This window comes from Priestia sp. ST2 (genome assembly GCF_055810735.1).
Genome location: NZ_JBVVNT010000007.1, coordinates 90,581 through 103,754, shown reverse-complemented (window position 1 = coordinate 103,754; position 13,174 = coordinate 90,581). Strand labels below are relative to the sequence as shown.

Here is a 13,174-nt window from a genome sequence, read left to right as displayed (position 1 = left end):
TTTCACTGTATCCTTTTTATGTTATTCGCTTCATTCTTCTTTTTTTCTTCGGTTGAGTCGGCATAGCTACTATTTTGTCGCGCGAAAAAATAACCCCTAAATTTTTTAATTGGTGTCTTACCTTTGCTTTATTTTTAAACTCAAATGGATCCTTATCATAATTCATTTCTGATATAATTAAGCTCAATGTATCACCTTCTCTTAAGCGCGCAATAACAACATCTAATTCTTCATCAGTACAGATTGATGCGCCGGTAGATGGTAAAGGTCGATATTTTGTATTCATTTTTGTTAGCTGTGTGCGAATGGCGTATTCAGAACGCTTGAGGATTACTGACAACTCTGAGTATGTGTACTTATGTTCTTTTACCAGACAAAGCAATGTGTTTCGTTCTTCCACCGTCCACGGTTGACGAGACTTTGCTTGTATTCGCGATATCTTCCGCTGCTGTTCTACCCATTCAGGTTCTTTCCCTAAACTAAGAGGTTCGAAATTATTGAAATTAATAACATCACGATGGTAAAATGCCCAATCCCAAAAGTCATCTAATGTGACAACGTACACACGTTGCTTGCATGTAAATACTTTTTTCTTCGCTGGAAAATCGAATAATTCAATCCAAGATCGAATAGTAGGAAACCAAACATTTAATGTTTTGGCTAGTTCTCTAAGTGTAATCCCGTCATAACCCGATGAAGGCTTTCGAAGGTTTAAAAGGTGGGCTTTCTCGCGTACAGATTTTACGGATCGATTAAGATTTGTCGCAATGACCTTTAAACTCTTTACGCCCCAATACTCTTCTAAATATGTTTGTTCTTCCTTCGTCCATCTAGGAGGAGGATTCGTCATCACAAGAACAACCCCTTTTTCCTGTTTATTGTTGCACATTCATTTGCTTTTCGATGAGCTCTTTAATCCGCTCGGCATAGTAAAACATGATAAGTTCCTTATTCTTAGGCCCTATCCCCTTCACGTGTTTATCTATTTCATTTGTCCAAACTTGCATTGAAATCATTAGTTCAGACATACCTTGTATTTTGCTTTGGAGAGCAGCTTGTTTCTTTCCTTCTTCGTAACCCATCTTTCTTGCTGCCTCCATCATCTTCATTAATTGAGGTTGTATATGCTCTTTTTGGACAATTTGTAAAGCAGAATTATTATTTTTACGTTTACTTTTTGCCATAAGAATCCAATCCTCCTCTAATATTTTCAAAAAAATTGTGACTTTTTTACTATATTTTCTTTCCAAACTATTCCCTTTCAGTTATACTGAAAGCAAGAACAATCACGTTTCTATCTAAAATTATACCATTTATTATAAGAAAATATATACATTATATAGGTATAAAGTATTATTTTTTATTTAAGGGGGAAATTGTATGTCAGTGGATTACGCCGAATTGGAAGCTAAAATGTTTCGCTTTATCGAATTATCCGATGAATTGAGTAAGAAGAAGTTTGAAAAGCAAGCTTTAAAAAACGATATTGCAAAGATGATTAAAGAAGCTGGTGGATTTGAACACGTTGCTAAAATGGACGAGAACTTCCAAATTGTCGCAACAGTGAAAGACACACATAAAAATGTCTTTCAAGGCGAACAGATGGCTAGAGATTTGAAGGTTGATAAATCCGCTACTGTACGAAAAGATTTCCTCATCAATATGACTCAACAAGGACGACTAACCTTAGATAAATACAAGACATATATCCATCGAGAGCCCGATGAATCTATAAATATTCGACGCACGAAAATCAAAAAGCGCAAAAAGAAAAAGTGAGTATACATAAGGACAATGAACATTGTCCTTATCTTTATTGTGTCTAACAAAAATAAGAAAGAAGGTTGAGTATGGACTACAGAACATTGTTTCAAGAACAAGCCCAATTCGATGCGAAATTTAAAGATATTCCTAAGAAGGAACGTATCGAAAAAAAGTTTTTAGGTCTAATCGTCGAATTGGGTGAAGCTGCAAATGAAACACCTAAAGACTTTAAATACTGGAGCACAACGCAAACGCCGTCCTCTATTAAAAAAGCTCGTCATTATGCAGAGCTATATAATCAAAAACTCGAAGAACCAATGGAAGATGAGTTGTTAGAAGAACTAAGTGACAAATTCCATTTCATCTTATCTCTTGGTCTTGAGTTAAATGTGGTGGATCAAGCGATGCCATTTATAGAAATGTACGGCCCGACTGAAACGGATAAGCCGGTTGCTGATCTGTTTATGGATCTTGTAGCAAACATCACTTATCTGCATCAAGGATGGCGTTTGCAAGAACGGATTAAGAAAGAACTGGATATCGATACACAAGATTCTTCTATGGTAACGGACTATGTAAGTGTGATGTATACGTTCTTTCAACTTGTGGGGCAACTCGGTTATAGTAAGCAACTTGAAGAAGCGTATCATGTTAAACATAAAAAGAACCAAGTAAGACAGGCACAAGGGTATTAAAAATTAAATAAAGGGAGATGGAGAGAATGGAACGCACAGATTTAGAAAAGATTGAGAATTGGTTCAGTAAATTCAGTACCAAGTTAGAGGATGCTCTTCCGAATATGGAGGGTTATATCGCGAAGAACAATATCCAGTGGATGATTAACGAATTGAAAAAACAAGAAAAAGATGCAGCTGTGAGGTAACGATTATGAGCAGACCAAGTTTGGATGAAAGTTACTTAGCGGTTGCGAAAATATGGGCTGAGCGTTCCACATGCCGCCGTAAAAAAGTAGGTTGCGTCATCGTTGATCAAAATGGTGAGCAACTTTCTTTTGGATATAACGGTGCGAATCATGGGGAAGAACACTGTTTGGATGAAGGATGCTTAATTAATAACGAAGGGCGTTGTATTCGCTGCAACCATGCAGAAATCAACGCTTTATTAAAAGAGAAAAAAGATGTATTCAAAGGTGCTACTGTTTACGCAACAGTGGAACCTTGTGAAAATTGCACACGTACGCTTGCTCAAGTAGGTATACGCCGTGTGGTCTATATTGAATCTTATCCTAATCCATATAACCATCATTTCAATAAGAACATGGAATGGCAGCAATGGGTAGAACCGAAAGAGGTAAAAGACGATGGCGCGTTTTAATTTTGACTTTCCTACTCGCATTTCTTTAACAACGCGAAATTCATCCCTACTTCCCGAAATGGTCTTTCCATATCCTCCTATGTTTTATTCAATGGATAAAAGCAAAAATGAGATTCGTGTTTTACGAGAAGTAGAAGACGAAGTAAAAGATTTAATTAGAAGGTATGCGCTCTTATATCCCGAAAGTGTAGAAGGACGTGAAACAGGAGCTTACATATCGTATCGATGTTTGATTCATGATGAAGATTCAAACGTCACAAGAGGAATTCTGGAACGTCTAGGCTATACAATCTATGAGTCTAACTTTACGGCTTATAGTATTTATTGGATTGAGTTAAAAACTCGCGGGGAAATGAGGAAAAAGCGATGAAGATATTTGTATTATTAGAGCACTCTCATCATGAGATTATGAATGCGGACAAAGCTTTTGTAAGAGCTGACCAAGTTCAAGAGTATTTGAAGACCGCTCCTGGAACGTATTGCGAAGATGAAATTGAGCTTGTTTTGCCAGAAGAAAATATCCTTACCGTGCATGATTTAATTAAACTCCATACGCAATATGAAAATGACCTTGAAGAATTGGAATTGTCGTTTGATGGAATCCCTGAAACGGATGAACTTTATAAAAATCGGGTAGCGGAAAAGAAAGAATTAAAAGAGAAGTTTGAAGAATTCAAGCGTCGAAAAGTGCATGTTTTAGAAGGAGGTGGATTTATAATGATGGAGAAATACGGTGCTCAAGTCGATACGTACGAAGTTTATAATGTTGAGGAAAATTGGGTTGTGGCAAGCGGCTTATCATTAACAGCTGCTGAAGCAATGGCCAACAGTAAGAAAGAGTTAGTTGTCCGTCCTGAATAGAAAGAAAAAACAATCATAGCCCCTTATCTCCCATAAAGGAGATAAGGGGCTATTTGTGTAATTATGATTTTATTAATTATGTTTTTAATAATTGTGCTATTATGCTTTTTATTGCAGGTACACTTTCTTATTGGAGAAATAAGCTTGCTCTGCATAGTGAATGTCCTCTCCTTCGCTATCAATAAAGTTTTCGTTCTTGTATGGATTATAACTTACCGCTTCGGTAAACCCTTCTCCTTCTAAATCCGCTCCTTTAAAAATACCTCTTACCCATGCATGAACCATTTTATGTTTGGTCTTGCGTACCTTCTCTCTTCCGCTAGGACTGACAAAGAAGTGAGCATCCTCCAATAAACAAGAAGAAGCGTAGCCACATACGAGCCCGCTTCTTGTATCAACTATTGAGAATCTGCCTTGCTTATGCAAATTTACATATACCCTTACCTTCTGACCAATCTCTAATGTACGGCCATCTAACATTTCCATTTGGATAATCCTCCTGTTAATTTGGATTATTTCGTTGGGCAATCACTGCATGAACCTTCACGATCAATACTTGTAGCAAACTCGCCGCAATGTTTGCAATGCAAGTTTCGGCTTCCTGGCCATACCGTTAACAATAAGTCATCAATAGTTAATTCTTCTGCTGGAACGTTACAATCTAAATCTGCCGAGAAACCATGACGTACCATTATTACACGATCACCTTTTTTGCGTCTGATCACGCCAACATAGATATGATCTTTGGGACATTTTTTCCAATGTGGCAATTGGTCTTTTCGTCTAATTTCTTTACATACCACCGTAGCAGGCATCCCTACCCATCCTTGTTGAATAAAATTAAATAATTCTTCGGTTGTTTCAAACTTTTGTTTTAACACAGAAACATCCCCTTCTTGATTAATTTTACTATCCGTACCTGCTAATACTTCACGAACCATCACTTCTTTTGCGCTTGCTAGTAATCTTTGAATATCTTTAAGATCCGCTTTTTCAAGTAAGGAATCTAATGAAATTGGCACAATTGTTTCTGTTGATTTAATTGTCATAGTCTACCCGCCTCTCGTAAGAACGAGCGTAATGCACTAACCAATGCATCTTCTGTTTCTACTTTTTTACCGTTCCAAAGTAGATCGCCATCACTAGTTATTTTGATCACTTCTTTACCGTCTGCTACCTGTAATGTGTAACTTGTATATTGATGCGGATCAATAGCAGCAAGTCTCTTAGAATCAATATGAGAAGCGGTTATTGCGTTTCCGTCCAATTCGAAATTCCCTTTATGCAAATCCATCGGTACTTTTTTGTTATCCATGTTAATCCGCTCCTTTTAATAATTTTTCCGTGCATGCTTTTTGCAGTAATGCATCATCTAGTGCATTGTGTAATTTGAGGTTTTTACCTGCAAATTCTTTTCGGCTTATATCTGGATCGACTCCTTTTGCTAAAAACAATGTACACAAATCAAAAGGAATATAATAAATATGTTTCGGTATCAGCATTGCTCCACCGAACAGCTGACAGAATAGCACCCAATCATATGCTAAACAATCAGACCACATTTCAATTTGTTTATATTGATTCAACCATTGACGGAGCTCTTTGGTGATGGTTGCTGTGTCACCAATTACTTCTCGCTTGGTTGAAGGTGTAACGTTTATATGCGTAAACCCTCTCATGTGCTGCAGTCGTAAATTAAATAAGACGTTTGTTTCTAACCAGGGCGTAATTTGTTTCTTGTCATAATCCGTAAACTCTGCGTAAAATGTATGGCCTTCTTCGCTTACTAGTCCGATGCTAATCAATGTAGTGTTCTTATGCAATCCTGTAAATTCTGTATCGAACCATACTTTTGTACGTTTCAATTTAATATTCCTCCTTTAAACCAACGTCTTTTTGTTTTATCTGCGTTCGGATGTGACTCCGGTAAAATCGTATCTTGCTCGGTTAAGTATGATAGTGCAGCTTGCGGATCTCCTTCTTTTAATTGTTGGTAGTATGATAGATTACTTAGGCTTCTCCATATTCCACCGCTAAAAAAAGAAGAAAACGAATTGTCCGTTTGTTGCCAGCGGACACAATCATAAGACATTAATAACTGATGATTCTCTTTTCGTAAGAAAAATTGTTGCTCAATATTTTCAATAATATCGCCATCGAGTAGGCGTTTGAATGCTTCTTCTGTTTGACAGAATGTATCCAATTTAAGCCCTCCTTTCTATTTTAATACAAAACAACCAAAAATAGAAAATACAAAACAATGTATTTCTATTCCAATGTGCTTATAACACTTCCTTATTTTGTGTGGACAATATACTATATATAGAAAATTATTGTATCTTTATACCTATATTTTGTGGTAATATTTAGGTACACGGATGTTCGCTTTTTTCGTTGCTTTTGACTCCGTTTCCCCTAATTGGACATGTTTTTGAGTAAGTACTTTATGTACTTACTCCTTTTTTTGTTTTCAAGAAATATCCTTTTAAAACCTTGTGTTTTATAGAGGGGACACTTAGAATTGAAGGAGGAGAGTTCGACGTTTCTGATAATCGTTGAAGAGCGAGGGGAGAACATGCCGAAATTTGGAGATTGGATTAAAGGACCTTTTAAAAGCGCAACCATTGAAGCTTTTGTCATTGAGGAAATTGCAGATCACTTGAAAATTGTTGTGAAAAAAATAGAACGTTTCGATGCATCGCCAATTCCAGGGTTAGAATACGGCTCTGTGCATATATTGCCAAAAGAAATGATTCAGAAATTTTATGTCATGTTTAGTGAAGAGCAACAAAAATCATTGGTGGAATTAGCCTTATCGTTAAATGAAGTTGATTGGCACCATGAATTGTTGCAGCAGTTTGTAAACCCATTTGAAAAAGTCATTCAAGCTAATCGGACGGTTGTAAAAGAAAGAACAGATGTAGACCTTGTTTATTCCCAGACACTTTCAACCATATTCGAATTAGGTCAAGAATCAAAAGAGAAGTTATACAGTTATTATAAAGAAGCGCTTGCAAAAGGCATTTCGCCTTATGTAACCTGTGCTTCTGATATTAACAACACTGCAGCTTTAGATAACACAATTGCTTCTATTGTTTTTGTCAGTAAGAATCAAGAAGGAATTAATTATATCCGCACATTAATTAAAAACAATTAGTCCTTTTGTTCTCTAAGGATAATGAACCGATCTATCAGAAGAAGACTAACCACTAAGCCTGCCGCCTTGTTGCGGTGGGCTTTTTTCTGTTTAAAAAATGCTTTGTTGACCCTAAAAAAGAGAGTAAAAGGTAAAGGGCTCATGATATAGTAATAATAGGTATTTTGTCATAGTTCGAAAGGAGGATTTACCATGTCATTCGATAAATTAATTCCGTCCAGAATAACGGAATACAAAATCTTTGATGTGTCGTCAGAAGACGAATTAGTAAAAGAAGCAAGTGATGTAGATTTCCCCGAAGGATTTGTCTACGACCCGGACTTCCTTTATATGTGGGTTCGTATCGTGTCGTCCGGTGAATTTTACGGTCCAAATAAAAACGGAGATTACTTTCCGAACGATCAATTAGAAGCTTATTTCAGCACATTTAATGATGGTCATCCTTTCAAAAACCACGAAAATAAAAAAGTGGAAAATGCGATTGGAAAGATTATCAGTGTCCGCTGGAATCCAGTTATGCGATGCGTTGAGATTCTAAAAGGAATTGACAAAAAACGCTCACCTGAAACAGCACGTGGTTATCTAAAAGGATACCTAACGGATGTATCGATGGGTTGTAAAGTTCCTTATACAGAGTGCAGTATCTGTGGAAATAAAGCTCGTAAGAAATCAGAGTTTTGTGACCACGTAAGAAAGTACCGCCTTCAGTTCTTAGGGAATGGTGAACGTGTATTTGAGATTAACTACAAACCGCGTTTTCACGATTCAAGTACGGTACTTAACGGAGCTGAACGTGTAGCCAAAGCATTCTTTATTGTAGACACACCGCCTAAAGGTACTGCTACAACATCTTTCCGCAAAGTCGCTTCTGATTCTTCTACGCTTCACTATGTATACGATGAAGCAATGGAGAAGGTAGCTCATGAGGAAGAAAGCGTTCATCCATTATTTAAAGTGGCTGCTACTAAGCAAGCGAATATGGACAATGAAATGATGCGTAAAATCGCTGAGTTCGAAAAGCAAGTCACTGGAAAGCTTATCAATATCATCAGCGGAAAAAAACAATCGGATTTACCACATGCAGCTGAAATGCTACAAGTGATTAAATTCTTAACAGAAAAACGATTAGATGATGCTTCCTTAATCACAGTTGCTAATAGCGTAAAGTCTGTTGCGAAAGCAAACAACATTCCAATCACACGTGCCTTCTCTACCCTTTTAGGTGTAGCAGAGTTAATGGGAATTACCTTCTTCCCTGGTGAATTGGATACGCTTCTTAAACATATGACGGATGCTCATTTAAATAGAGATTTAGATGTCGCTTCTGAAGAGGAAGGAAACGTATATCCTAGTGAGTTTGCGACAGGAATGACAAAAGCTGTACAGGACATTGAAGATGCGCCTGACTTCCATGATCCATCTTCTCTATTTGATTTATACCAACGTGCAACGTTTGATACAGATGGCTTCAATCGTAACCGCGACAGCTTCTTATCAAATGTTGATATAGGTTCTGAGTTAAATCAAGATGCACCTGTTCGTGTGATCCGTATCATCCGCTCTACATTAGAGCCAATGATGAAAATGCGTAGTTCGCACCCGGATCATCTGTATCCGCGTTTGTCGGTTGTGCTTAATGGACATCGAGCAGTTATTGGAAACGAAGATGTGCGCCGTGATTTAAATATGATTGCACACCCTTCATCCATTGGAGAAGCACTAGGCGGTTTAGCTTATGGCTTATATGAAAGAATGCGTCCTAGCTTCGGTCAAACCAAAATTATTAAATTAGCTGCAGATACATTTGATGGCATGGATAAAACAGCTGCACCTGACTTTGAATCTCGTGATGAGCGTCGAGAATACAAGGAACAAAAACGTCAGAAATATCAACCGCGTGAAAAGATCGGTTTGAATCCTGATTATAAAAAGAAGTCGGGTATTGGCAAAACGAAATTAATGATGGCTACGGTGCCTATCGCTTACGGTGCAAGTGCTTATCAAAAGAGTCGTGAGAATAACGGCCGATATTTAACGGATGGCCAAAACTTTATGAAAGAACATCCGTTTATTGTTGGTGCTGGTGCTGCCTTAGCAGGTGCTCCTTTAACAAGAGCAGTTGCGACAGGTGCAAGAAAAGCGAAGAGTGTTGGAGGCAACGTCTTCCAAGCACTTAAAAAACCTTTCACAAAAGAAGCGGATTATGACCAATTCGAAAGCCTTGTGAAAGTAGCGGATGATTTAACATCTGGTGATTATAACGTATTTGATAATAAAAAAGTTTTAACGGATTACATGGATCAGACAGGTGCAAATGAGGAACAAACAAGCGCTGTCAAAATGGCTACCATCCTTTCACTAGGAGGAATGGATAAAGAAGCCTTTGCGATTCTTGACCATTACAATATTCCGTCTGGTGAAAAAGGAAGAATGCTAAAGATTGCATCCGATCATGTAGAGGGAGAACTAGATAAGGTTGCTGAAGAGTTTACAAACAACATGTTGTTAAGTGCTATTGGTGACGTATCTCCTCTATCTCGTACATTGCCAGGGCGCGCTGTGGATGCCTTAGTATTCAAGAAATTATCTGATATGGGCAAACCGAAAGAACAAACAGCGCCGAAGCCGAACGAAGGAGGAAATCCGAATGTTTGAGAACCTACAATATCGTAGTCAAGGAATGAAAAAGATTGCGAGCGTTTATGATGAGCAATCTATCTCTAATCGAAAGCAAGAAGAAAAGGCACTCTCCTTTTCTTCCCTTTCTCCAATGGAGTCAGAAGCTATCTTTTCAAAAATGGCTAGTGACGTAACCGAACTACGTAAAGATTCAATGGAGAAAAGAGCAAATACAGTATCAAACCCGTTCGAGTTATTTTCTCAAACGAAACAATACATTTCCAAAAAGTTAGGCATTAGTGGAGAATCTGCACATGATTTTGCTTCAACCGTTGTACAACGAGCTGAAGATTTACAACAAACGCATGGTGGCGAACTTCCCAATGTTATTACTGGCATCATCGATAACATGGATCGCAACGTTATCCAGCAACAAATCGGTGCTTTGCCAATGCGACGTTTAACGCAAAAACAGGTAGAAGAAATGATTGAGCATCGCTTATTAAAAGAAGCTGGTATGGACAGCTACCGCGCCGAATACTACAAGCGCATGATTGTGCAGCAGGCACGTAACTTCCTTACGACATATCGAAACAAAGAATTAGCGGATATTGCAAACGCCGTATTCGATGTATTGATGGAGAACCACGATTTCGATTTAGTGAAAAACTTCTCTACATCAGACCGTTTGAAAAACGAGCTTACTCATTTCTTAAATCAATAAGGGGGTGGAACGTATGGATAAGACTTCATTTGAGCAAACATCTTTCTTGGAGAAGAAGGCGGCTTTCAATCCTAAGAAGCTGCTTGCTCTTCCCTTTATGCGAAAAGGTGTGAAAGAAGCTAAGCCACTCACTAGTTCATTTACTCATCAAGTGAAAGATTCAAAGGTAGATCCATCAAGCCTCAATCTTTTTAATGAGGAACAAGTGATAGCAAAACACAACGATGTTCTTAAAGGTGAAGGTACAGGGAGCTTCTTATTAGATGGTGCATTGGGATTAACAAAACGAATCGTACCTAAAACAAAAGATGCCATTGAAAAAGGTGTTGTTGGTACAAAAAACGTTTTAGAAAAAGCGGATACAAAAGCAGGTACTTTCTTAGCTGGTAAAAATCCGGATTCAATGAGAGGGAAAGCATTCTCGACAAAAGTGAACCGTCAAATTGGTGAAGAAGTGGCCGAAGACGGTACCGTGTCTAAAGTCAATAAAGAAGTATTTAGACCGTCTGCTGTTGCAGTAGTCGAAAAGCCAATTAAGTTTGCCACTCCCCTTCTTGCTACAGGGTACGTAGCGGATAAATTATATCCACGCGAGGGGCAAAAAGAGAATGAAACCACCACTCAAGAAAATATGCAAAAAGAATCTTCCGTGTATGACAATCACACTTTTCTTCAAAAAGACGAAATGGAGCAAATGGATAAAGTAGCTTCCATGCAAAAAATCGCTGAGTTAGAAGAAAGCCTAGAAAAGCATGCAAAAGATTATGAAATACTCTATATGGAAAAAACCGCTACTGAGCAAAAATTAGAGCAAGCAATTATGGAAAAAGACTTAATGGAAAAGACAGCTGCTGAAAGACAGGAGCAGTTATTTGAAAAAGAAGCAGAGTTTGAAGAGTTACGTCTTAGAACCATTGCACAAAAGCGTTCTAAAATTGCCGTCGATCTTGCAGAAGAAATGTTGGAGAATGGATTGATCAAACAGGCAGAGGTAGAGGGCATGGTTGACGAGCTTATGATATGCGACGAAAGTACTATAAAAAGATATGAAAATATGAATAAAATGGCAGGAATGCAGGAAGAAAGTCTTGAAAGTTTAGCAATTATAGGAGAATATAAAGATAATAAGAAACTAGCATCGACTCATACGAATGCGAACGCGAATCTTGGTCTGTCAAAAAGAGGACAAAGTATCGGTGAAGCGGCTAGTGATCTCAATAGAAGGTAAACAAAGGAGGAGAATGATACATGTTAGCTCAAACTAATTACTATCAAAATGCCCATCGTTTAGACTTGCCGATTTCTGACAACGTTACAGACGTTTATCCTGGTCAGTTATTCCACATTAACGATGAAGGTGAGTTTGACTATGCTGATGGCACTCGCAAAGCATATCCAACTTTAAACAGCCGCTACAATGGTCAAGGTCTTGGATTGCAAAGAGAGCGCTTAGAAGGTCGTGACAACGTATCACGTTTAGGTGCGATCACTTGCTTAATGAACAACTACATGATCGGTACAGACATGTACGATAAAGAAGCTTCTTATACACATGGGAAACCTGTTGTTGCTTCTAAAACAAAAGAAGGCGTTGTGGAGCCATTCACTGAAGGCACTCACAAAGCTCAAGACATTGTTGGTTACGTAACAATCGTTCCTAGTGATGATTCTGAATTTTTACATTATCAATCTTAATCATTGATTAAGAGCTGAGGAGGAGAAAAACTATGGCTAGAGGTCGTATTTCAGCACCCCGTATGAATGGGGAATTCCATGAAGAAGAATTAGAATTACGCGAATTGTTAGCAAGCGGCAATGGCTTCGAGCGTTATGCATCGGAAAAAATGCCAGAATTTATTCAAGTGCAGCGCGATTATGAGGGCTTTGTGCGTGACATAATCACGATTACAAATGTTTCTTCTGAAGACTTAACGCGTGTAAATGAAGAAGTATTCGTTACTTATTCAAAAGACGTTGAAGCTACTGCTGCTGTTGTAGCGCGTTTTGCAGAGGTTCCAACTTTAACTGTTGAAGGTACAACTGTTAAAGTAAACTTCTTTGAAGTAGCTACTCCACGTTTAACGATTACACAGTGGGAGTTAGATACTCAACCGTACGATTTACTCCGTCGTACACAGGAAAAAGCAGGTCAAGAGATTAGTAAACTTGAAGACCGCTCTTTCTTAGATGCTGCTAACATGTTAGTAGAATCTGACGAAGGTAAGAAAACTCAAATTGCTACTCAATCTGAACGTGAAATCACGAAGCCAGGTTTACTAGCAGTTAAAAATATCTTCTCTCGTAACGATGTAGCATTTGCTGCTTACTTAATGAATCCTGTAACATACGACGGCTTCCTATTATGGGGAGAAAATGAGTTAGATGATACGACTCAACGTAGCGTATTAGAAACAGGTCAAATGCCTACAATTTGGGGCGGTATCAAGATGATCACAGGTATCATGGTTGACGAAAAGTATGTATACGGACTAGCTCCGAAGGAAGTACTTGGTCGTATGCCGATTCTACGTGACATCACTGTTGATGTTAACCGTATCCCTGAGAAGCGCGATAAAGAGGTAATGGCTTATGAGTATATCGGTATGTTTATTCACAGTCACCTTGCAATCGCTCGTTTAGAGTTAGGTAAAGCTGCTTGATTTTAAAATAACGCCGTCGCTCGTCGTAATCGGTGCAGATTCGAGAAGCGGCGG

The 13,174-nt window shown here is 38.2% G+C and carries 19 protein-coding genes; 12 read left to right on the top strand and 7 right to left on the bottom strand.

Features of this window, described 5'->3' with window-relative positions:
- Nucleotides 1-16: 16 nt before the first annotated feature.
- The gene (locus AC0KUU_RS24895) at nt 17-853 is read right to left on the bottom strand and encodes a hypothetical protein (RefSeq protein WP_473453510.1); all 837 of its coding nucleotides are present in this window, start codon (nt 851-853) and stop codon (nt 17-19) included.
- 22 nt (nt 854-875) lie between these two features.
- Entirely contained in the window at nt 876-1,184 is a 309-nt protein-coding gene (locus AC0KUU_RS24890) for a hypothetical protein (RefSeq protein ID WP_473453508.1), read from the bottom strand.
- 196 nt (nt 1,185-1,380) lie between these two features.
- On the opposite strand from AC0KUU_RS24890, the gene AC0KUU_RS24885 reads away from it, so the two are divergent.
- The 6 genes from AC0KUU_RS24885 to AC0KUU_RS24860 all read left to right on the top strand — a co-directional run bounded on the left by AC0KUU_RS24885 (nt 1,381) and on the right by AC0KUU_RS24860 (nt 3,960).
- A complete protein-coding gene (locus AC0KUU_RS24885) occupies nt 1,381-1,779 on the top strand; it encodes a hypothetical protein (RefSeq protein ID WP_473453506.1) in 399 nt (132 codons plus the stop codon).
- Between the two features lie 71 nt (nt 1,780-1,850).
- A complete protein-coding gene (locus tag AC0KUU_RS24880) occupies nt 1,851-2,459 on the top strand; it encodes a dUTP diphosphatase (RefSeq protein ID WP_473453504.1) in 609 nt (202 codons plus the stop codon).
- A 26-nt stretch (nt 2,460-2,485) separates the two neighbouring features.
- Nucleotides 2,486-2,647, top strand: coding sequence for a hypothetical protein (locus AC0KUU_RS24875; RefSeq protein WP_473453502.1), 162 nt, complete (start codon nt 2,486-2,488; stop codon nt 2,645-2,647).
- A 5-nt stretch (nt 2,648-2,652) separates the two neighbouring features.
- Nucleotides 2,653-3,099 carry a deoxycytidylate deaminase gene (locus AC0KUU_RS24870; RefSeq protein WP_473453500.1) on the top strand — a complete coding sequence of 149 codons (447 nt, stop codon included), beginning with the start codon at nt 2,653-2,655 and terminating at the stop codon, nt 3,097-3,099.
- Nucleotides 3,086-3,469 carry a hypothetical protein gene (locus AC0KUU_RS24865; protein ID WP_427598021.1) on the top strand — a complete coding sequence of 128 codons (384 nt, stop codon included), beginning with the start codon at nt 3,086-3,088 and terminating at the stop codon, nt 3,467-3,469. The genes AC0KUU_RS24870 and AC0KUU_RS24865 overlap by 14 nt, the downstream gene beginning before the upstream one ends.
- A complete protein-coding gene (locus AC0KUU_RS24860) occupies nt 3,466-3,960 on the top strand; it encodes a hypothetical protein (protein ID WP_473453498.1) in 495 nt (164 codons plus the stop codon). The genes AC0KUU_RS24865 and AC0KUU_RS24860 overlap by 4 nt, the downstream gene beginning before the upstream one ends.
- Before the next feature lie 108 nt (nt 3,961-4,068).
- Here the strand turns inward: AC0KUU_RS24860 and AC0KUU_RS24855 are convergent, their stop codons facing one another.
- From AC0KUU_RS24855 to AC0KUU_RS24835, 5 genes are read right to left on the bottom strand one after another with little or no spacing between them, the layout of a single operon-like run.
- Nucleotides 4,069-4,446 carry a hypothetical protein gene (locus AC0KUU_RS24855; protein ID WP_473453496.1) on the bottom strand — a complete coding sequence of 126 codons (378 nt, stop codon included), beginning with the start codon at nt 4,444-4,446 and terminating at the stop codon, nt 4,069-4,071.
- A gap of 26 nt (nt 4,447-4,472) precedes the next feature.
- Nucleotides 4,473-5,009, bottom strand: coding sequence for a hypothetical protein (locus AC0KUU_RS24850; RefSeq protein WP_473453494.1), 537 nt, complete (start codon nt 5,007-5,009; stop codon nt 4,473-4,475).
- Entirely contained in the window at nt 5,006-5,275 is a 270-nt protein-coding gene (locus AC0KUU_RS24845) for a hypothetical protein (RefSeq protein WP_473453492.1), read from the bottom strand. The genes AC0KUU_RS24850 and AC0KUU_RS24845 overlap by 4 nt, the downstream gene beginning before the upstream one ends.
- Nucleotide 5,276: 1 nt before the next feature.
- Entirely contained in the window at nt 5,277-5,825 is a 549-nt protein-coding gene (locus AC0KUU_RS24840; protein WP_473453490.1) for a 3'-5' exoribonuclease domain-containing protein, read from the bottom strand.
- A complete protein-coding gene (locus AC0KUU_RS24835; protein ID WP_473453488.1) occupies nt 5,822-6,163 on the bottom strand; it encodes a hypothetical protein in 342 nt (113 codons plus the stop codon). Before AC0KUU_RS24835 ends, AC0KUU_RS24840 begins: the two co-directional genes overlap by 4 nt.
- Before the next feature lie 372 nt (nt 6,164-6,535).
- On the opposite strand from AC0KUU_RS24835, the gene AC0KUU_RS24830 reads away from it, so the two are divergent.
- From AC0KUU_RS24830 to AC0KUU_RS24805, 6 genes are all read left to right on the top strand, one after another.
- Complete coding sequence (locus AC0KUU_RS24830; RefSeq protein WP_473453486.1) at nt 6,536-7,117, top strand: hypothetical protein; 582 nt, start codon at nt 6,536-6,538, stop codon at nt 7,115-7,117.
- Between the two features lie 192 nt (nt 7,118-7,309).
- The gene (locus tag AC0KUU_RS24825) at nt 7,310-9,772 is read left to right on the top strand and encodes a hypothetical protein (RefSeq protein ID WP_473453484.1); all 2,463 of its coding nucleotides are present in this window, start codon (nt 7,310-7,312) and stop codon (nt 9,770-9,772) included.
- Nucleotides 9,765-10,460 (top strand): hypothetical protein, encoded by a 696-nt coding sequence (locus AC0KUU_RS24820; protein WP_473453482.1) that lies wholly within the window; start codon nt 9,765-9,767, stop codon nt 10,458-10,460. The genes AC0KUU_RS24825 and AC0KUU_RS24820 overlap by 8 nt, the downstream gene beginning before the upstream one ends.
- A gap of 13 nt (nt 10,461-10,473) precedes the next feature.
- Nucleotides 10,474-11,688, top strand: a complete 1,215-nt coding sequence (locus AC0KUU_RS24815; protein ID WP_473453480.1) for a hypothetical protein — start codon at nt 10,474-10,476, stop codon at nt 11,686-11,688.
- A 20-nt stretch (nt 11,689-11,708) separates the two neighbouring features.
- Nucleotides 11,709-12,155, top strand: coding sequence for a hypothetical protein (locus tag AC0KUU_RS24810; RefSeq protein ID WP_473453478.1), 447 nt, complete (start codon nt 11,709-11,711; stop codon nt 12,153-12,155).
- A gap of 32 nt (nt 12,156-12,187) precedes the next feature.
- Nucleotides 12,188-13,120, top strand: a complete 933-nt coding sequence (locus tag AC0KUU_RS24805) for a hypothetical protein (protein ID WP_473453476.1) — start codon at nt 12,188-12,190, stop codon at nt 13,118-13,120.
- Nucleotides 13,121-13,174 lie beyond the last annotated feature (54 nt).

Excerpts from the sequence above, each read along its gene's own strand:
- AC0KUU_RS24890 (WP_473453508.1), bottom strand. The coding sequence starts at position 1,184 with ATGGCAAAAAGTAAACGTAAAAATAATAATTCTGCTTTACAAATTGTC.
- AC0KUU_RS24885 (WP_473453506.1), top strand. The coding sequence starts at position 1,381 with ATGTCAGTGGATTACGCCGAATTGGAAGCTAAAATGTTTCGCTTTATC.
- AC0KUU_RS24880 (WP_473453504.1), top strand. The coding sequence starts at position 1,851 with ATGGACTACAGAACATTGTTTCAAGAACAAGCCCAATTCGATGCGAAA.
- AC0KUU_RS24875 (WP_473453502.1), top strand. The coding sequence starts at position 2,486 with ATGGAACGCACAGATTTAGAAAAGATTGAGAATTGGTTCAGTAAATTC.
- AC0KUU_RS24870 (WP_473453500.1), top strand. The coding sequence starts at position 2,653 with ATGAGCAGACCAAGTTTGGATGAAAGTTACTTAGCGGTTGCGAAAATA.
- AC0KUU_RS24865 (WP_427598021.1), top strand. The coding sequence starts at position 3,086 with ATGGCGCGTTTTAATTTTGACTTTCCTACTCGCATTTCTTTAACAACG.
- AC0KUU_RS24860 (WP_473453498.1), top strand. The coding sequence starts at position 3,466 with ATGAAGATATTTGTATTATTAGAGCACTCTCATCATGAGATTATGAAT.
- AC0KUU_RS24855 (WP_473453496.1), bottom strand. The coding sequence starts at position 4,446 with ATGGAAATGTTAGATGGCCGTACATTAGAGATTGGTCAGAAGGTAAGG.
- AC0KUU_RS24850 (WP_473453494.1), bottom strand. The coding sequence starts at position 5,009 with ATGACAATTAAATCAACAGAAACAATTGTGCCAATTTCATTAGATTCC.
- AC0KUU_RS24845 (WP_473453492.1), bottom strand. The coding sequence starts at position 5,275 with ATGGATAACAAAAAAGTACCGATGGATTTGCATAAAGGGAATTTCGAA.
- AC0KUU_RS24830 (WP_473453486.1), top strand. The coding sequence starts at position 6,536 with ATGCCGAAATTTGGAGATTGGATTAAAGGACCTTTTAAAAGCGCAACC.
- AC0KUU_RS24825 (WP_473453484.1), top strand. The coding sequence starts at position 7,310 with ATGTCATTCGATAAATTAATTCCGTCCAGAATAACGGAATACAAAATC.
- AC0KUU_RS24820 (WP_473453482.1), top strand. The coding sequence starts at position 9,765 with ATGTTTGAGAACCTACAATATCGTAGTCAAGGAATGAAAAAGATTGCG.
- AC0KUU_RS24815 (WP_473453480.1), top strand. The coding sequence starts at position 10,474 with ATGGATAAGACTTCATTTGAGCAAACATCTTTCTTGGAGAAGAAGGCG.
- AC0KUU_RS24810 (WP_473453478.1), top strand. The coding sequence starts at position 11,709 with ATGTTAGCTCAAACTAATTACTATCAAAATGCCCATCGTTTAGACTTG.
- AC0KUU_RS24805 (WP_473453476.1), top strand. The coding sequence starts at position 12,188 with ATGGCTAGAGGTCGTATTTCAGCACCCCGTATGAATGGGGAATTCCAT.